Here is a 17,164-nt window from a genome sequence, read left to right as displayed (position 1 = left end):
TGACATCAGATCCCACTTCCGAGGTAGACACGTCGAACTTCGGTGCTGCTCATGACAGCATCCGGTTGCCCGTCGGCGATGAGCGTTCCGGAGGCCAGACAGACGAGTCGATCGACGACGGCGAGCAGCGCCTTCACGACGTGTTCGATCCAGATGATGGTGATGCCCGAGGCGTGAAGCCCCGCGATGGTCTCGACGAGGCTGTCGCACTCTGCTTCTGTCAGTCCTCCGGCAATCTCGTCGAGCAACAGGAGTCTCGGCCGCGTGGCCAGCGCACGAGCGAGTTCGAGTCGCTTGCGCGCCAGCAGCGGCAACTTGCCCGCGGGCGTGTTGGCTAGATCCAGCATCCCGGAGAGCTCGAGCGCATGCAGCGCCTGCTCATCGGCTGCTTTGCCGTACAGACCGGCGCCATAGGAGGCTCCGGAGAGGGCATTTTCAAACACGGTCAGGTGGGTGAACGGGCGGGGGATCTGAAAGGTGCGTCCCATGCCCGCCCGGGCCCGGACTTCCGGGCCCAGGTCGGTCACGTCACATCCGTCGAACAGCACGGAGCCGGCGGTTGCCCGCTCCGTGCCGTTGATGACGCTCAGCAGAGTGGACTTACCGGCTCCGTTCGGGCCGACAATGCCCACCGCCTGCCCAGTGGGGACAGCAAAGTTGATCTCGGTCAAGACCTGAAGGGCACCATAGGACTTCGCGACCGCATTCACCTCCAGGAGGGACTTTTCTGTGCTCACTGATTCACTCATGCGACTAGTTGAGCGGCTCGATCGAACGCTCCACCGGCAGGTTTGGAATCTTGCTGTTCTCGATGACAACCCATTCCCACTCGCCGGCCGACGTCTTCTGCCACTGGCCGACGGCGGTCGGAATTGTCGCTACGCCCTGCAACGGACCGGTCGTGAAGTCGACCGTGCCGGCCAGGGTCATCATGTTGATCGTGTCGAAGGCCTTGTTGACGGCGGCCTTGTCCTGGGGGTTCCCCGAGGCCTGGAGCGCAGCGGAGGCAACTTCGAACAGGGATTCATTCTCGGGGGTCGCCTGGTTCCAGGTGAGGTCCGCGCCATCCGGACTCGCCTCGAAGTTCGAGATCCACTGTTCCGGCGTCGTGCCGTCGAAGCTGGATTCGTACGGGAAGGTCGGTCCCCACCAGGTGGTGAACGCCAGGCCATCGCCGAGGTCGTTGGGAATTGACGGCACGGTGGCTGGGAAGAACAAGGCCTTGCCGATCGTAGCGACCTTGGGCTTGAACCCCTGCTGGGCCGCCTGGGTCCAGAACGTGACGAAGTCCGGGGGCGTCGGGACACCGGTAATGACTTCTACGCCTTCGGCCTTGAACTTCGAGATGATCGCCGTGAAGTCTTGGTTGCCGTTCTCATACGCGCCGGGATCGACGATGGTGTATCCGGCCTCCTCCGCGAACGGCGTGTATCCGGTCGCCGGGTCGCGGAACGCGCCACCATCAGCATCATTGGGCCACAGCACTCCCACCTTCTTGTTGGTCTCGACCTGGTCCCAGGCCGACGGCTCGACGCCGGCGAAGCCCTCGATCCCGAAAAAGTAATGGTGCGACCAGGCCATCGGCTTGTCGGCGCTGAATCCACCCCCGAAGACGACCGCCTGCCAGGGGGCAAGGGTCGTGAGGCACGGAGTGGCGTTGGCCTCACACTGGGCGATGACGGGGTTGACCGTTTCCGGAGTCGACGTCGCCAGGAGCAGGTCGACCTTGTCGGTCGTGATGAGTTGTTGGGCCAGCTCCCCCGCTTTGGCCGGGTCGGAGCCGGAATCGCGATCGAGGATCTCCACGCTGTAGTTCGTGCCGTCGATGTCGATACCGTCGGCAAACTGCTCGCGCACCACGCCCAACATGTAGGCGTCACCGTCACTGAACCCGGCATAGGCGCCGGTCACCGGTGAGATGTAGCCAATCTTGATGACAGAGTCGCCTTCTGCGCCGCTCGACGCCGAACCCGCCGGAGCACAGCCGGTCAGCACGAAGGCGGTAGCAGAGAGGGCAGCAACCACGGCCAGACCCCTGCGGGCAGACACTGGCGTTAGCGAGCCGGTAGATGGGATTTTCATAATCCGCCAATCAGTCAGTGTTCACATCGAGGTGAACGGCTCACATCGTCGTGAACGACTCCAGACTAGGGACGCTCGGACCTACTGAAGGCGAACCTTTTCACTGAATGAAAGACTTTATTTCGGAACCTGAACCCCGCTCCTCGTGGTTCAACGGGGCGAATACCCCGAAAATGCCCTTTCACCCAGTGAAAAGGCTGACGTGACCAGCGTGAATCGGATGCGCCAAGTTCAGCCGCACGCGGCCGCTACTCCCGGGCTGACCCGGTCGGCGCGGCCGCGCTGGCGACAACGGCTGCCGCCGCTCCGAGAGCTCGCGACTCCTCGGCCGACAGGTTGTCAAACAGGTAGCGCCGCACCGCCTCGACGTGGCCAGGGGCCGTCGCCACCACCTTCGCCCAACCACCATCCGTCAAGTGCGCGAGCGTGGACCGACCGTCAGTCGGGTCCGGGTAACGCACAACCCAGCCCAGCGTCTCGAGGCGCGACATCACTCGCGACAGGTGCGACAGCGTCATGTTGGTCGAAGCGGCGAGCTCACTGAGCCGCACCGTGTGATCCGGTGCCGCCGAGATCTCGGCGAGGGCGTTGTAGTCGGCGAGGCTCAGGCCCGCGTCGGCGCGCAGTTGAGCGTCGAGGCGCGCGGGCAGCCAGGTCATCAGCTTCCAGACGGCATGCCAGGTGCGGTTTTCATCCTGATCCAGCCAGCGAGCTTCGGGTATCGAGGTCATGGCAGGACTCTACCGAAAACTTGACGCGGAAAGTAATCTCACGTAGATTACTTTCCACGGCAAGTCATTCGCAATGAGTGGATTTACCACCAGTCACCAGGCAAGGAAGTTCCATGAACCGCATCCCCCGCACCGTCCTCGACATCTTTCCTCTGAACCTGGGCGGCAACACCTTCGGCTGGACCTCCGACCAGGCGGCCTCGTTCGCCGTTCTCGATGCGTTCGTCGCCGCCGGCGGCAACTTCGTCGATACCGCCGACGCCTACTCAATGTGGGCCGACGGCAACGAGGGCGGCGAGTCCGAGAAGATCATCGGTGAGTGGATGCGCGAGCGCGGCAACCGCGACCAGATCATCCTCGCCACCAAGGTCGGCGGCCTGCCCGCCCGCGCCGGCCTGTCGGCCGACAACGTCGACGCCGCGCTGAACGAGTCGCTCGAGCGCCTGCAGACCAGCTACGTCGACCTGTACTACTTCCACTTCGACGACGAGACCGTCTCGATCGACGAGCAGGTGCGTGTCGCCCACGGTCTGGTCGAATCGGGTCGGGTGCGCCACATCGCGCTGTCGAACTTCACCCCCGAGCGCATGCGCGAGTGGTTCGAGGTCGCGACCAGCGCCGGCCTCACCGTACCCGTCGCGATCCAGCCGCAGTACAACCTCATCCACCGGGCGGACTACGAGCAGGGTTACGCGCCGATCGCCCGCGAGTTCGACGTCGCGGTCTTCCCGTACTTCGCGCTCGCCTCCGGTGTCCTCACGGGCAAGTACCGCACGGCGGCCGACCTCGACGGTCGAGCACGCAAGGGCTTCGCGGCAGATCTGCTGACGACCGACGCGATCACGGTCATTGACGCCCTCGTCGAGGTCGCCGATGCACGCTCCACGTCCCCCGCGACCATCGCCCTCGCCTGGCTGCTGGCCAAGGGAATCACCGCGCCGATCGCATCCGCCAGCAGCACCGAGCAGCTACCGGCCCTGATGGCCGCCACCTCGCTCGAGCTCACGGCCGCCGAGGTCGCCGTGCTCGACGCCGCCTCGCAGCCCTTCGCACTCAGCCCGGCCGCGGTCCGCTAGCACCGCCGCGATAACAGCTTTAGCGGCGCCAAGACGGATGCCGCACCCCAGACTTGGAGACATCAATGACCACCACACCCGGACTCGACCTCACCGACTTGCCGACCGGCGGCGGCACCGTACTCGTCACGGGAGACGGCGGCCTGATCGGCAGCTATGTCGCCCGCGCCTACGCCGAGCTGGGGTGGACGGTGCACGGCGTCAGCCGTCGCGATCTGCCCGAGGCGATCTGGCAGCACCATAGCGTCGATCTGCTCGACCCCGAGGCGGCCGTGGCGGGACTCGCCGCGCTGAAAGACGTGACCCACCTCGTCTTCGCCGCGTACATCGAGAAGCCCACCGACCCCGAACTCATCGAGGTCAATGACGCCCTGCTGCGCAACACCCTCGATGCGCTGGCCGCCGCTGGCGCTCCCCTGCGTCACGTCACCCTGTACCAGGGCGGCAAGGCATACGGACATCACCTGGGCTTCTTCAACACCCCGGCGAAAGAGACCGACCCGCGCCTGATCGCTCCGCACTTCTACTACACGCAGGAGGACCTGCTGCGGCGCGCCGCCGCCGAACGCGGCTTCGCTTTCACCGCGCTGCGCCCCGAGGCCGTCACCGGCTATGCGATCGGCAACCCCATGAACCTGCTGCTGGTGATCGGGGTCTACGCGGCGATCAGCAAGGAGCTCGGGCTGCCCATGCGGTTCCCGGGCACTCGCGGCTCCTACGACGTGCTCTACCAGACCACGGATGCCGAATTGCTCGCGCGGGCCACCATCTGGGCCGGCTCCTCGGACAACGCCGCCGACCAGATCTTCAATGTCACCAACGGCGACCAGTTTCGGTGGGCCGGGTTGTGGCCGCGATTCGCTGAGCACTTCGGCATGGACTACGCGCCGTCGCAGCAGATGCACCTGGTCGAGGCCATGCCCGCCCTGGCACATGTCTGGCAGCGCCTCGTGGAGCGTCATGGTCTGGTGCCGACCCCATTCGAGAAGCTCGTCGGCTGGGGCGTCGGCGATTTTCTCTTCCACCACGAAGCCGACAACATCAGCTCGACGGTGAAGATCCGTCAGGCTGGCTTCGCCGATGCGCTCGACACCGAATCGCGCATGCTCGACCTCTTCGACCAGCTTGTGGAGCAGAAGGTTCTGCCGCCGCTGCGCGCACACTGACTCGCGCACCCGGTGGGGCTGCGGGTTCCCGCATCCGGGCGACCGCGGCCGGCGGCGGATGCCCGGGCGCACCTTCGTCTCCCGGGCGCAGGTTAGAACCTGCGCCCGCGAATCTAACCTGCGCCCAGCCGCGGAGCAGGCCGCACACCTGCGCCCGGACGCGCGCTGTCCAGCCGAGGACCGTGCCGTGCTGGGCGCCCCCGAGAGCGGTGGTCTACGTGCCGTCTGTTCCGACAGCGTGCTCGGCTCGAAGATCCGCCATCGTGCGACTCAAGGCCGGGTCCACGCACCAGAAGTGCCATCCGGCGACCGTTCCACCGCCCTGCAGCTGCCGAGCAGCCCCGCTCAGCGTCGCAAAGGTCGCACTGCCCATGAGGATGCTTCCGTCTAGATTGACGGATGCGACATTCCCGCGGTGGGCCGCAGGTTTCGCGTAGAGCGTCGACCCCGGCGGGAGAATGCCCGAGCGGATGATGTCGACGACTTCCGTGCGGTACTGGGCTCGCTCGACGGCGCTGGCGGTGGGCGCACGATGGCCCTCCGGAACAGGCCACGTTGCGATGAGCACCTCGATGAGGTCGTCCGTACGGGCACCAATGTCACGATCAGACCAGGTGTCGGAATGCACGACGTCGCGGGTCAGCAAGAGCGTGTCGTGCCTGATGAGTGCCGCGCGCTTACCGTTGGGTGCGGCCCAGGCGGCGTTGGAGAGTCGGGCGTTGAGACTCTGCGTCACGAGGGTGAGATTGCCCAACGTCTGAATCAGGCCGTCGCGCGCGTTCTCGGATTCAGCGTCCACCCCGACGTTCCAGTTCGCGCGCCATTCCTGGGGCATGATGTGCTCAATGGTGCACACGCCACGTGACACCGGTGAAACCGAGAAGGTACGACCACCGGGAAATCCCCGCAGCCTGTCCTCAACGGCCTCAAGAAGCATTCTCAATCGGCCCTTGCGCAGCTTCTTGTAGGCCTGCAATCCGGTGAGTTCACGTCGTATTTCAGCATCATCGGGCCAGTAGCCCGTGGTCGACGTTTGGGCGGCGAGAAACTCCTCCGCGGCGCAAGCCAGGGTGGGTGCGGCGCCGCTCTTCGCCAGCTGGATGAGCAGATCCAACATCAACCGGTTGGTGCCCTGCGACGGTGCACGCACGAGCGCGCGTCGCACGAACCAACTCTCGACGATGCCGAGCAACCGATCGTGATCGCCGGAGTCCAGAGCGACCTGCTGAGCCTCACCTAACCAGATCAGCAACGGTTTTGCGATTTCTGAGTCCAGCGTGCCCATGCGATACACGAACAGGTCGAGCCTGCTGAGTACCCCGTCTCGCGTTGCGGCGCTCTCGGTAAACGCTCGGTATCGATCGGCGGCTGAGCGCAGCGCGCGCAGCAGGCTGAGGATGTCCGTGCCGGACGAGCTCGCGTAACGCTTGAATTCCATGAAAACCTGGCGCGCAGGAATCTCTTTCAACATTCGCGCCGTGAGCCATTGCGTCAGAAAGAGCGAGCTCCGGGCATATTTGATGCGCCCGGCCGAAACCTCGGCCTCCCAGAACGGCGTCTCGAAGTCTGCCCAGTACTCGTGATATGCCTGCTCCGCCGCCGTTTCATCCGCGCCCAGGCGTTGGAACAGATAGTTTTTGATGAGGTCTGCGGCGGTCAACGGAGTCCCCCGTGCGTTGAGCGTCTCGAATATTTCCTGCGCGTCTTCGTGGGCGAGCAACTGGATCGACACAAGCTGCAACCGGGTGGTGATGGCGGGCACGAGCAGGCCGGCGCGCCGCTCGGATTCCGCGGGCTCCACGTCCAGCCACTCCCCGATGACCGAGGAGAAGTACCGGTGCGCGTCCACCAATCGACCGGCGGGCTGACCGGCATACTCGATCGGTGCATCCGCGGACATGACGGCCGAGAAGGCGGCCCGATCCCGGTTTGTTGGCCATACCTTGAAGCGATCGTCAGGTCCCTGCCGGAACGACGCCGGGTTCTCGACCAGGGTGAGGACTTGACCGGCCAGGTGGGTGAATCCTCGTGTTTCCAGCTGAGCGTGGAGGGCATCAAGAAGAATCTGCAGCGTGGTCAGACGCTGCTGCCCGTCGATCACCACGTACTGCGGCAGGTCGCCAAGCGCGGTCGCCTGGGCCTGCAGCACAACCGCGCCGAGGAAGTGCGTCGCCTGACCGTCACCGTCAGCGATCAGTTCGATGAGACGGGTCAGGTCATTCCACAGTGGCTCCCATTGCACGTCTCTCGACCAAACATATGGCCGCTGAAACAAAGGAACGACCAGGCGTTGCGGGGAGAAGAATACCTGCTGGGGAGACATGACCTGGGTGAGCATCAGAAGCTATTCCTTGGATCGACCGAACACAGCGGATATTGACCTGTTCCTACGATAAACGATGCGGTCCCGTGCACGAGGAACGGGCCGTCGCCGGTCGTGAGCCGCGGGTCGATGAAACCGTACTCTGGCTGCGCCACCCCTCTGAGGGCGTCCCAGAGAGCAGCCGTACCCAGTCCGGTTCAGACCGTGCCGGCGCGTAACGTCACCGGCCTTGCGTCACTACACCATCGATCGAGAACCGACCGGCACCCGCGAAGACCAGTGCAATCGCAGTCGCTGCCAGGGCAAGCGTCAGCTCGTACCCGCCTTCTGCCGCGAAGATACCGAAGGGCAGGTGCACCAGGATTGACGCGATGGCCATGTCTGCAGCGAGGGCTAGTGCGACGACCCGAGTCGCCAGGCCAATAACGAGAAGGGCCCCTCCGAGCAGTTCCAGCAGGCCTACCAAGGGCCCGGCGATCGACGCGAGGGGTACTCCCATTTCAGCGAATGAACCGCTCGTCCCCGCGAAGCCATAGACGAAGACCTTTTGGGCGCCATGGGCAATGAACACTGCGCCGACGGCGATGCGGAGGACGAGCATGGCGATTGCCGGCGACGCCGGCCAGGAGCGGAGACGCGATGGGGAACCCTGCTGGATGCTTGTGGCGGAACTGGTGGATGTAGTCATAATGTGTCCTCGAGAGCAATGGAAGTTTGGTTGTATGAATTTCGCGGCCGCCGACCGGCGTACCAGCGCTCTAACGGCTCCGTGCGCTTCTGCGCGGGCATTGAGCGAACGATTTTTTGTGCCCGTGAGACGAGCCGAGCAAAAATTACTTGCTTGTACAACCAACGTAACCGGGGTTGGTTGTATCTGCAAGTTTCGATAGAATCGAGTCATGATCGAGACGAAATGGCTATCGGCAGCCGAGCGCAGCACATGGGTCAAATTCACGGCCGTTCTCGAACTGCTCCCGGCCGCACTCGACCTGCAGCTGAGCAGGGACGAGGCCCTGACCCATTTCGAGTACTTCACTCTGGCCATGCTGTCGGAGGCACCGAATCGCGTGCTCCGAACCAGCGCCTTGGCTGCCCGGACCAACGCGACTCTGCCGCGACTGTCTCGGGTGGTGACCCACCTCGAGTCCGCCAGCCTCGTCAAACGATCCCCCTGCTCGGAGGATCGTCGAGCCACGAATGTGGAACTCACCGAGGCTGGTTGGCAAAAAGTTGTCGCGGCCGCCCCCGGCCACGTTGCGGCGGTCCGCAGGCTCGTGATCGATGCGCTGACCCCGACGCAGGTTGAAAACCTGTCGGAAATCTTCACCGTCGTGCTGAAACAGCTTGATCCGGATGGCCGCATGCTCGCCAGCGACTCTGAGGCTGACGGTCGCCGCTGAGACGGCTAATTCAGGCCCGTTAATCATGAACAGGCAGCCCGGCCATCGTTGGCACTCCAACGATGGCCGACCTGCCCGAGCGACGGCGCCGTGTACGCCACGTACTACATGACCGGGCAGATCAGAATGATCGACGGCGGCATGGTCTTGGCCTAAGTCCGGCCTGAAACCCTCGTGCACGAAAGAGCACGATCTGCCGAACCTGTGCGGCAGTGTCGCCGTCATGGATGATGACGTGGTGCACACCGGCGGCCTCGAGCAGTGCCCGGCTCGCCGGGTTGCGAGTGGTGGCCAGCACGGTCATTCCGCGAAGCTCACCGAGGGTGGCCAGAGCCAGTCCCACCGACGACGCTTCACCGCGGATGAGCAGACTCTGCCCACCGACTGCCTGCAGGCCGACGCGCAGAGAGCCCGCCGCGGTCTGCAGCATTTCCGGCACGGCGCCGAGAATATCCCAGCCGAGTGAGCCGGAGAAGGGTACGACGCTGCCGGCAGGAACGGAGACGAATTCCGCATAGCCACCGTCGAAACCCCGGCCCATGCCGCCCATCATCGCTGCGACGCTCGCGCCAACCGAGAACTCGCCGCCGGGCGCATCCGCTACCGTGCCGACACCCGGCCGGTCGATAACGACGGCACGCATCGTCTCGATCGTGCTCTCACCGCCGCCCTGGAGTGCGCGCGAAGCGCAGATAGCTGTCCGCACAGGAGATCGGCTCGGTCGGCCGGAAGGATGTCGCCCAGCACCCGAAGATGGGCCTCGGCGACCTCGGCGACCGCCATCAGGGAGGTCAGGCCCCGGTCGCTGAGAGAGACAACCGAAGACCGTCGATCACGGGGATGGGCGGAACGCACGGCGAGGCCAGCCCATTCGAGCCGGCCGACGAGCTTGCTCGTCGCCCCGACCGTGATCGACATCTCGGCGGAGATGTCCTGTACGCGGGCAGTGGTCGCCCGTTCTTTCTCTCGTCCTCGCCCATATATGTTCCTGAGAATAGGTTGTACCGGCAATAGTTCTGTACTCTGGATTTTTTCGACGCGTCCGCCCGAGTCCCCCCAACGAAAGGCCATCGAATGACCTCCCCCATGACCACTGCCCTCCTCATCATCGACATGCAGAACGACACCGTGCACCCCGATGGCGCATACGCCGGCGGCGCCGCATCCGCCGCCGCTGCGCTGCGCAACTAGGCCACCGCAGATCATTTTCTGACTGATTGAGTACGGGAGACAGCATGCCACTGGTTGAAATCACCCTCACCGAGGGGCGCACGGAGGAGCAATTGCGCGACCTCATGCGCTGCGTCCACACAGCGATCGAAGAATGGGGAGCGCCACGCTCGAGCATCCGCGTGCTGGTCCGAGAGATCCCGCCAGCGCTCTGGCTCTCGGGCGGCGTCACGCTGGCCGAGCAGCGGGGCTTGACGTAAAGCGACCAATTTTCGTCAATAGTTGTATCTACAAGTAGCTTGTGTTAGTTTGAGGTACAAGTAATCCACAGACGTGGAGACGACGACAGAAAAGGGTCAGATCATGACGAGCTTCACAATCATCGGTACCGGCAACATGGGCAGCGCAATCGGCGGCGTCCTTGCCGCTGGCGGGAGTGACGTCACACACATCGCACACGCCAATGTCGGTACCGCGCCGCTGACCGGGGATATCGTCATCTTGGCCGTGCCGTACGCCGCCGTCGACGACATCGTCACCGCCTACGCCGAGCAGCTTCAGGGCAAGATCGTCGTCGATATCACCAACCCGCTGAACTTCGAGACCTTCGACTCGCTGGTCGTTCCCGTCGGCAGTTCCGCCACCGCAGAGATTCAGACCAAACTGGCCGGAAGCACGGTTCTCAAGGCATTCAACACGACGTTTGCCGCCACGCTGGCAAGCGCACAGGTCGGCGGATTGAAGACGACCGTTCTGATCGCGGGAGACAACACGGATGCCAAGAACACGCTCGCTGCGGCAGTGACGGCCGGTGGCGTGGCCGCTATCGACGCTGGATCGCTGGCTCGTGCTCACGAGCTCGAAGCCCTCGGCTTTCTGCAGCTCACGCTTGCCGTCGGTGAAAAGATCACCTGGGCCGGCGGCTTCGCTGTAGCCAACTAGCCGACTCGCTGACTCGCCACCAAACCACTCGCCACCACACCTCAATCGGAGCACCAGATGACCGCCGTGAATGATGATCGAGTTCTGAACGCCCAGACATCGATGGGCGCCGTGACCCTCCGGGTCGGCGACCTGGAAAGCATGTCCGATTACTATTCACGGGCCTTCGGCCTGGATCCGCTCGAGGACGTTAGCCGCGAGCGGGAGGTCCACCGTGTGCTCGGCCGCGGGCGGACCCCCTTCGTGCGGCTCATTCACACTCCCGATCTGCCGGCGGTGAACCCCCGTCAGGCAGGCCTGTTCCACACGGCGTTTCTGTTCGAGACCGCCGAGAGCCTCTCAGCCACGGTGTACCGCGCAGCGCAGGACCCGCGCAGCCGATTCGTCGGAGCGAGCGACCACCTGGTCAGTGAAGCGTTCTACTTCACGGATCCGGAGGGAAACGGCGTGGAACTCTCCACCGACCGGGACCGCGACCAGTGGGTTCACCACGGTTCAGAAATCCAGATGACGACAGAATATCTAGACCCTCAGGCCTACCTGCGCAGTCATCTGGCGCAGGACACCCTGGACACGGTTTCATCACTCGCCGGCACGGTCGGCCACGTGCACCTGCAGGTGGGCGACCTGGCCGTGGCGAGTGCTTTCTATGTCGATGCGCTCGGCTTCGAGACCACACAAACCCAGTACCGCGGTGCGCTGTTCGCGTCGGCGGGCGGGTACCACCACCACATCGCGATGAACGTGTGGAACAGCGCCGGGTCCGGACCGCGAGCGGCGAGCCTTGGGCTGGGAAGCGTGTCGGTGACCGTACCGGAAGCCGCGGACATCGAAGCGCTGACAACGCGCCTGCGTGCACGCTCGATTCCGTTTCGCGGTGACGGCCGCTCGGTCAGCGTCACCGATCCCTGGGGCACCCAGGTCACCGTTGCACTACCCGACCTGTCGCTTGAGGAGCTGATTGCCCGATGACCGTGGCATTGAGAGACATCCGCTCACCGGCATGGGCAATGGAAGCGGCGACCGCCCCCGCCGTCGTCATATTGCTGCACGGTTACGGCTCGAACGAGGCCGACCTCACCGGGCTGGCCGCACCGCTCAAGCTCGCGATGCCGTGGGCATCGCTGCGAGCGCCGCTCGAGGCCGGGAACGGCGGAGCCGCGTGGTTCTCCATCGTGACCCCCGGAAATCCCGACTCCGCACCCGTCGCCGAGGCGACCGATGCCATTTGGGCCTGGGTCGACGAGAACCTGGACCCGTCTACGAAGGTGGTCCCCCTCGGGTTCTCGCAGGGCGGGCTCATGGCCAACCAGCTTCTGCGCACCCGACCGGAGCGGGTACTTGCCCCGGTCGTTCTCGGCGGCTTCGTTCAGGCCGCGTCGCAGCCGGGCGATGACGCCCTCACCCACTCACGCCCCGCCCTGTTCTGGGGACGCGGCGCGGAGGACCGGGTCATCGGGGAGCCGTCGATCGGGCGCACCCGTGCCTATCTGCCCCAGCACTCCACCCTCGTGGAGAAGGTGTATCCCGGCCTGGCGCACGGCATCAGCGCCCAGGAGATCGACGATGTGCACGACTTCCTCGCCCGCGAAGTGGGCGCCGGCGCCGTGAGCAACGAGTGACCATCCCCACGCCCTTTGAGATCGGAATCTTCACCTTCGGTGAGCTCACTCGAGGTGGCGACGGCAGCCCCATAGCCCCCGAGCAGCGGCTGCGCGACCTCCTGGAGTGGGCACGAGTCGCGGACGAGGCCGGCCTCGACGTCTTCGGCGTCGGGGAGCATCATCGGCCGGATTTTGCGGTGTCTTCGCCCGCCGTGGTGCTTGCTGCCGCAGCTGCGCAGACGCACCGAATCCGCCTGACGAGCACGGTCACCGTGCTCTCCAGCGCCGACCCGGTGCGCGTGTTCGAAGACTTCGCCACCCTCGATCTGCTCAGCGCTGGACGGGCCGAACTGACCGCGGGCCGTGGAGCCTATGTCGAGTCCTTCCCCCTGTTCGGCCAGGATCTGAACCGCTATGACGAGTACTTCGAGGATCGCCTTGATCTCCTCCTGCGGCTGCGCGCCGAAAACCCGGTCACGTGGTCGGGAACAACCCGCGCGCCACTCCAGAATGCGGGGGTCTGGCCGCGCCCGACCAGTGGCGGGTTGCCGATCTGGCTGGCCGTCGGCGGCACGCCCGCCTCGGTGGTACGGGCCGGAACTCTCGGCCTGCCAGCCTACTTCGCCATCCTGGGCGACCCTGCGCGCTTCGCTGCCTTCGCTGATCTCTATCGCCGGTCCGCGGCGGATGCCGGTCGCGTTCCGGGCCGGATCGGGGTGACCTCCCATTTCTACGTGGAGGCAACCTCGCAAGGCGCCCGCGATACCTTCTACCCGCACTACTCCTCGTACATCGGCCAGAATATGCCGCGCGCGGGGCACCTCGACAGGGACTCCTTCGACGCCTGGGCGAGCCCCCGCGGAGCGCTTTTCGCCGGCAGTCCCGCGGAGATCATCGACAAAATCCTCTGGGAACACGAGATCCTCGGCCACACCCGCTTCCTCGCTCAGGTCGGCCTCGGCGGCCTCTCTCAGGCCGACACGCTTCGCTCTATCGAACTTCTTGCCACCGAGGTGCTCCCCGCCGTGAGAGCGGCAACCGCCAGGGCTACCGCTACCGCGCGCGACGTGCGGCGACAATCCGTGCCTGAGGTACCGGCGCTGTGATGAACAACCTCGGATCCAGGCTCGACGCTGATTTTCTTGAACTGTGCGCCGGCCCAGACTCCGCATTTGTCCGTCTGTCGGTGCGCGTCCAATCCAATTTCACTCCGGTTCCGAACCCTTCTCAGTAAGCCAACAGCACGACCCCCCCCTCGCAAGCTGACCTACAAAGGAGAATTTCAATGAAGAAATTTCTGAGCTACTCGTTCGTCGTGGCCGCTATCGCCTTCGGCGTTGTCGGAGGAACCACTACGGCCGCATCGGCAGCGCACTGTCAAAATACCGAGATGACCTCTCCCGGCTTCTCCTACTTCGGCAATGACCACGTCAAGGAGGCGACTCACGCCGAGGGCGGCAACCCCGGCCCGCACGCTGGAACTTCCGGTGCCTCGAACTGCCGCGACACCACGGGTAGCCCCTCGACGCGCGCCCCTGGCCGCAGCTGATCTCGGTCGGCGACGGTCCCTGCCCCGGTCGGGGCGGGGACCGTTTTTCGTACCGGTCATGGCGCCATGGGCCGTCGCCTCAGCGTTGGTACGTGCAGTCTCGATCGGCATTGGGTGCGCGAATGCCGCCCACATCTCGGACACCACGGCAGAGCGGATGGCGGCCACGGCTCAGGAGTCGCATTCTTCTGTAGCCCAAACGAGAGAAAAAGCGCTCGTGAAGTCGCTTGGGACGCAACCTCATTGAGGCTGAGCGGCGTAGAACTGTCACAATTCTGGCGGGATGGTTCTGTCATGGATGTGGACGAGGTCGCGAAGCGAAACGGAATCGGTCCGCGCCCCGTCCGCGCGATGATCGCGTCTGGTGACGTGAAGGCCAGAAAGGTCGGCCCGGACCCCTCGAGTGTCAACATGTTCACACGCGGGTCTCGGCAAACCCGGGGACCAACGACTCCATCTGCTCCATCACGAGCCCGGTCGTGTGTGCCGACGTCTGTTTGCGCTATGCGGCCAGCGGCATCCGCTCACGTTCTGCCGTCACGACGAGCGCGTCGCCGCCCACGGCGACCGTCACGTGCCCGCCGGCCTCGAGATCCGAGGCCACGAGCAGATCGGCGATGCGGTCGTCGAGCTCGCGCTGGATGACCCGGCGTAGCGGACGGGCACCATACTCGGGTTCGTAGCCGTGGGCGGCGATCCAGTCCACCGCCTCGTCGCTCACCTGGATACTGATCTCCTGCGACGCCAGGCGTGCCTGGGTCTGCTCCAGCAGCAGTCGCACGATCTGCCGCAGTTGGGGCTGGTCGAGCTTCTGGAACAAGACGACCTCATCGATGCGATTGAGGAACTCGGGCCGCATGGCTTCGCGGAGCTTGCCCATCACGCGGTCGCGCAGTGCCTTCTCCGAGCCGAAGCCGTTGCCGGATCCCTCGGTCTCGGCGACAAACCCGAGTGCGCCACTGCGGCTGGCCAGGAACTCAGAACCGAGGTTCGAGGTCATGATGATCACCGTGTTGCGAAAGTCCACCGTGCGCCCCTGGCCGTCGGTCAGGCGTCCGTCGTCGAGCACCTGCAGCAGCAGGTTGAAGACGTCGGGGTGTGCCTTCTCGATCTCGTCGAGCAGCACCACCGAGTAGGGGTTGCGCCGTACGCGTTCGGTCAGTTGCCCGGCTTCGTCGTAACCGACGTATCCGGGAGGGGAACCGACCAGCCGGCTCACGGTGTGCCGTTCGCTGAACTCGCTCATGTCGAACCGCAGCATCGCGTTCTCGTCGCCGAACAGCGACTCGGCCAGGGCTTTAGCAAGCTCGGTCTTGCCGACCCCGGTGGGGCCAAGGAAAAGGAAGCTGCCGACGGGACGTCGAGGGTCACCCATGCCGGTGCGGCCCCGCCGCACCGCCTTGGCGACCTTGGTCACGCCGTCGTGCTGCCCGATGACCCGCTGGTGCAGCTCGGCTTCGAGTCGCCCGAGGCGTTCCCGGTCGCCCGCAGTGAGCCGGGCAGCCGGGATACCGGTCGAGCGCGAGATGATCTCGGCGATTTCAACCTCGTCGACCACCGGCACATCGGCCGGACTGACGGCATCCGTCGTCGCAGCGACCAGCGCCTCGTTCACCGACTCAACGTCGTCACGCAGGCTCGCGGCCTCCTCGTACTGCTCTGCGGCGACCGCGGCGTTCTTGGATGCCTCGAGTGTCGCAAGCTGCTCTTGCAGTGCGTCGATATTCGCGGCGGCATCAGCCGGGTTGGCCAGGACGCCGAGCTTCAGACGCAGCCGGGCGCCGGCCTGGTCGATCAGGTCGATCGCCTTGTCGGGCAGGAACCGATCGGTTACGTATCGCGCCGACATTTCGACCGCGCCGCGAATGGCGGCGTCGGTGTACCGCACTCCGTGGTGCTCCTCGTATGAGCCCTTCAGCCCGGCGAGAATCAGTACCGCGTCCTCGATGCTCGGCTCTCCCACGCTGACTGGTTGGAACCGGCGCTCAAGCGCCGGGTCCTTCTCGACCCTCCGGTATTCCTTCAGCGTCGTGGCGCCGATCACGTGCAACTCGCCGCGCGCCAGCCGGGGCTTGAGGATGTTACCGGCGTCCATTCCGCCCTCACCGGACCCTCCGGCGCCGACGACGGTGTGAAGTTCGTCGATGAAGATGATGAGCTCGCCAGTGTGCGCGCTGATCTCGTCCATCGTCTTGGTCAGGCGCTCTTCGAAATCGCCGCGGAAGCGGGTTCCAGAGACCATGGCAGGCAGGTCGAGGGCAATCACGCGCTTGCCGCGCAGCTGCTGCGGAACCTGGCCGTCGACGATCGCTTGGGCCAGCCCGTCCACGATCGCGGTCTTGCCGACGCCGGCTTCACCGATCAGCACCGGGTTATTTTTCGTACGTCGCGACAGGATCTCGAGGGTCTGGGCGATCTCGTCGGCCCGGCCGATCACCGGGTCAAGCTTGCCGTCGCGGGCGTGCTGGGTAAGGTCGATGCCGTAGGTGTCGAGCATCGGCGTGTCCGAATCAACGGATGCCGGCTGCGGGCCTTGGTCTGCGGATTCGCCGTTGGCGGCGTTCACCGCGCCCGCCTGCAGAGACGCGGGGGTCACTCCGGCCGCGGCCAGCACGCGACCGGCGGGCGAATCCTGGTTGAGGACTAGCGCGAAGAACAAGTGCTCCGGGTCGATGTAGGTGGAGCCGAATGCGCGCGCCACCTGATGCGCGTCGAGCAGGGCTCGTTGCGCGGACGGCGTTAGCGCCGGCGCAGGGTCGTCGCTCGGTGACGAGTTTCCCGGCAAGCGCTGGTCGGCGGCCTCGATGATCGCGACGGGGTCTGCTCCGGCATTGCGTACCGGCTCGTCGATGGGCGCTTGATCAACCATGACCCGCAGGATGTGCAGGGCATCGACATCCGTGTGGCCGTGCGCAATGGCGAAACGGGCAGCATTGGCGAGCACCTCGTGGGTGCGCCGGCTCAGCAGCCGGGTGAGATCGATTGGGCGAGCTGATGGTGCAGAACGCTGACCTTGCAGGTACCGTGCGATGAACTCGTCGAACGAGCCGTCTCCTGAATTTTCGGGGCTGAAGAATGTTGGCATGTGTCCTCCTGTGAAACTTGAGTGCCATTGACTCAA

Annotated in this window: 17 protein-coding genes; 9 read left to right on the top strand and 8 right to left on the bottom strand. The window is 64.9% G+C overall.

Annotation, left to right across the window (positions count from 1 at the left end; all coding sequences use genetic code 11):
- Nucleotides 1–5: 5 nt before the first annotated feature.
- From E3T55_RS16335 to E3T55_RS16325, 3 genes are all read right to left on the bottom strand, one after another.
- Complete coding sequence (locus E3T55_RS16335; protein WP_134520615.1) at nucleotides 6–749, bottom strand: ABC transporter ATP-binding protein; 744 nt, start codon at nucleotides 747–749, stop codon at nucleotides 6–8.
- 4 nt (nucleotides 750–753) lie between these two features.
- Nucleotides 754–2,025: an ABC transporter substrate-binding protein gene (locus tag E3T55_RS16330; RefSeq protein WP_166791814.1), complete on the bottom strand. Its 1,272-nt coding sequence runs from the start codon at nucleotides 2,023–2,025 to the stop codon at nucleotides 754–756.
- A 305-nt stretch (nucleotides 2,026–2,330) separates the two neighbouring features.
- Nucleotides 2,331–2,813, bottom strand: a complete 483-nt coding sequence (locus E3T55_RS16325; protein WP_134520613.1) for a MarR family winged helix-turn-helix transcriptional regulator — start codon at nucleotides 2,811–2,813, stop codon at nucleotides 2,331–2,333.
- Nucleotides 2,814–2,926: 113 nt separating this feature from the next.
- Here E3T55_RS16325 and E3T55_RS16320 point away from each other — a divergent pair, with 113 nt between their 5' ends.
- On the top strand, nucleotides 2,927–3,889 hold the full coding sequence (locus E3T55_RS16320; protein ID WP_134520612.1) for an aldo/keto reductase: 963 nt from the start codon (nucleotides 2,927–2,929) through the stop codon (nucleotides 3,887–3,889).
- 65 nt (nucleotides 3,890–3,954) lie between these two features.
- Nucleotides 3,955–5,055 carry an SDR family oxidoreductase gene (locus E3T55_RS16315; RefSeq protein ID WP_134520611.1) on the top strand — a complete coding sequence of 367 codons (1,101 nt, stop codon included), beginning with the start codon at nucleotides 3,955–3,957 and terminating at the stop codon, nucleotides 5,053–5,055.
- Between the two features lie 214 nt (nucleotides 5,056–5,269).
- Here E3T55_RS16315 and E3T55_RS16310 read toward each other — a convergent pair whose 3' ends face one another.
- Together E3T55_RS16310 and E3T55_RS16305 are read right to left on the bottom strand one after the other, a co-directional pair.
- Nucleotides 5,270–7,393 carry a GmrSD restriction endonuclease domain-containing protein gene (locus E3T55_RS16310; protein ID WP_134520610.1) on the bottom strand — a complete coding sequence of 708 codons (2,124 nt, stop codon included), beginning with the start codon at nucleotides 7,391–7,393 and terminating at the stop codon, nucleotides 5,270–5,272.
- Nucleotides 7,394–7,598: 205 nt separating this feature from the next.
- Entirely contained in the window at nucleotides 7,599–8,066 is a 468-nt protein-coding gene (locus tag E3T55_RS16305; protein WP_134520609.1) for a DoxX family protein, read from the bottom strand.
- A gap of 211 nt (nucleotides 8,067–8,277) precedes the next feature.
- Between E3T55_RS16305 and E3T55_RS16300 the strand changes: the two genes are divergently transcribed.
- Entirely contained in the window at nucleotides 8,278–8,778 is a 501-nt protein-coding gene (locus E3T55_RS16300; protein WP_134520608.1) for a MarR family winged helix-turn-helix transcriptional regulator, read from the top strand.
- A 121-nt stretch (nucleotides 8,779–8,899) separates the two neighbouring features.
- On the opposite strand, the gene E3T55_RS16295 is transcribed toward E3T55_RS16300, so the two are convergent.
- On the bottom strand, nucleotides 8,900–9,421 hold the full coding sequence (locus E3T55_RS16295; protein WP_134520607.1) for an MDR/zinc-dependent alcohol dehydrogenase-like family protein: 522 nt from the start codon (nucleotides 9,419–9,421) through the stop codon (nucleotides 8,900–8,902).
- Nucleotides 9,379–9,849, bottom strand: coding sequence for a MarR family winged helix-turn-helix transcriptional regulator (locus tag E3T55_RS21235; protein ID WP_134520606.1), 471 nt, complete (start codon nucleotides 9,847–9,849; stop codon nucleotides 9,379–9,381). The genes E3T55_RS16295 and E3T55_RS21235 overlap by 43 nt, the downstream gene beginning before the upstream one ends.
- A gap of 164 nt (nucleotides 9,850–10,013) precedes the next feature.
- Between E3T55_RS21235 and E3T55_RS16280 the strand changes: the two genes are divergently transcribed.
- The 6 genes from E3T55_RS16280 (at nucleotide 10,014) to E3T55_RS16255 (ending at nucleotide 14,043) form a co-directional block, all read left to right on the top strand.
- A complete protein-coding gene (locus E3T55_RS16280; protein WP_134520605.1) occupies nucleotides 10,014–10,208 on the top strand; it encodes a tautomerase family protein in 195 nt (64 codons plus the stop codon).
- A 103-nt stretch (nucleotides 10,209–10,311) separates the two neighbouring features.
- Entirely contained in the window at nucleotides 10,312–10,890 is a 579-nt protein-coding gene (locus E3T55_RS16275) for an NADPH-dependent F420 reductase (protein ID WP_134520604.1), read from the top strand.
- A gap of 57 nt (nucleotides 10,891–10,947) precedes the next feature.
- Nucleotides 10,948–11,862 (top strand): VOC family protein, encoded by a 915-nt coding sequence (locus E3T55_RS16270; RefSeq protein WP_134520603.1) that lies wholly within the window; start codon nucleotides 10,948–10,950, stop codon nucleotides 11,860–11,862.
- Nucleotides 11,859–12,512: an alpha/beta hydrolase gene (locus tag E3T55_RS16265; protein ID WP_134520602.1), complete on the top strand. Its 654-nt coding sequence runs from the start codon at nucleotides 11,859–11,861 to the stop codon at nucleotides 12,510–12,512. The genes E3T55_RS16270 and E3T55_RS16265 overlap by 4 nt, the downstream gene beginning before the upstream one ends.
- Nucleotides 12,509–13,600 (top strand): LLM class flavin-dependent oxidoreductase, encoded by a 1,092-nt coding sequence (locus E3T55_RS16260; RefSeq protein ID WP_241993106.1) that lies wholly within the window; start codon nucleotides 12,509–12,511, stop codon nucleotides 13,598–13,600. The genes E3T55_RS16265 and E3T55_RS16260 overlap by 4 nt, the downstream gene beginning before the upstream one ends.
- A 179-nt stretch (nucleotides 13,601–13,779) precedes the next feature.
- Nucleotides 13,780–14,043, top strand: coding sequence for a hypothetical protein (locus E3T55_RS16255; protein WP_134520601.1), 264 nt, complete (start codon nucleotides 13,780–13,782; stop codon nucleotides 14,041–14,043).
- 502 nt (nucleotides 14,044–14,545) lie between these two features.
- Here E3T55_RS16255 and E3T55_RS16250 read toward each other — a convergent pair.
- Complete coding sequence (locus E3T55_RS16250) at nucleotides 14,546–17,128, bottom strand: ATP-dependent Clp protease ATP-binding subunit (RefSeq protein ID WP_134520600.1); 2,583 nt, start codon at nucleotides 17,126–17,128, stop codon at nucleotides 14,546–14,548.
- Between the last annotated feature and the right edge of the window lie 36 nt (nucleotides 17,129–17,164).

Source organism: Cryobacterium frigoriphilum (assembly GCF_004403305.1).
Lineage (GTDB): Bacteria > Actinomycetota > Actinomycetes > Actinomycetales > Microbacteriaceae > Cryobacterium > Cryobacterium frigoriphilum.
Note: the sequence above shows the minus strand (reverse complement) of the source record. Positions and strands in the feature narration are given on the sequence as shown.

Excerpts from the sequence above, each read along its gene's own strand:
- E3T55_RS16255 (WP_134520601.1), top strand. The coding sequence starts at position 13,780 with ATGAAGAAATTTCTGAGCTACTCGTTCGTCGTGGCCGCTATCGCCTTC.
- E3T55_RS16295 (WP_134520607.1), bottom strand. The coding sequence starts at position 9,421 with ATGCGTGCCGTCGTTATCGACCGGCCGGGTGTCGGCACGGTAGCGGAT.
- E3T55_RS16265 (WP_134520602.1), top strand. The coding sequence starts at position 11,859 with ATGACCGTGGCATTGAGAGACATCCGCTCACCGGCATGGGCAATGGAA.
- E3T55_RS16310 (WP_134520610.1), bottom strand. The coding sequence starts at position 7,393 with ATGCTCACCCAGGTCATGTCTCCCCAGCAGGTATTCTTCTCCCCGCAA.
- E3T55_RS16320 (WP_134520612.1), top strand. The coding sequence starts at position 2,927 with ATGAACCGCATCCCCCGCACCGTCCTCGACATCTTTCCTCTGAACCTG.
- E3T55_RS16300 (WP_134520608.1), top strand. The coding sequence starts at position 8,278 with ATGATCGAGACGAAATGGCTATCGGCAGCCGAGCGCAGCACATGGGTC.
- E3T55_RS21235 (WP_134520606.1), bottom strand. The coding sequence starts at position 9,849 with ATGGCCTTTCGTTGGGGGGACTCGGGCGGACGCGTCGAAAAAATCCAG.
- E3T55_RS16270 (WP_134520603.1), top strand. The coding sequence starts at position 10,948 with ATGACCGCCGTGAATGATGATCGAGTTCTGAACGCCCAGACATCGATG.
- E3T55_RS16250 (WP_134520600.1), bottom strand. The coding sequence starts at position 17,128 with ATGCCAACATTCTTCAGCCCCGAAAATTCAGGAGACGGCTCGTTCGAC.
- E3T55_RS16325 (WP_134520613.1), bottom strand. The coding sequence starts at position 2,813 with ATGACCTCGATACCCGAAGCTCGCTGGCTGGATCAGGATGAAAACCGC.
- E3T55_RS16335 (WP_134520615.1), bottom strand. The coding sequence starts at position 749 with ATGAGTGAATCAGTGAGCACAGAAAAGTCCCTCCTGGAGGTGAATGCG.
- E3T55_RS16305 (WP_134520609.1), bottom strand. The coding sequence starts at position 8,066 with ATGACTACATCCACCAGTTCCGCCACAAGCATCCAGCAGGGTTCCCCA.
- E3T55_RS16315 (WP_134520611.1), top strand. The coding sequence starts at position 3,955 with ATGACCACCACACCCGGACTCGACCTCACCGACTTGCCGACCGGCGGC.
- E3T55_RS16275 (WP_134520604.1), top strand. The coding sequence starts at position 10,312 with ATGACGAGCTTCACAATCATCGGTACCGGCAACATGGGCAGCGCAATC.
- E3T55_RS16280 (WP_134520605.1), top strand. The coding sequence starts at position 10,014 with ATGCCACTGGTTGAAATCACCCTCACCGAGGGGCGCACGGAGGAGCAA.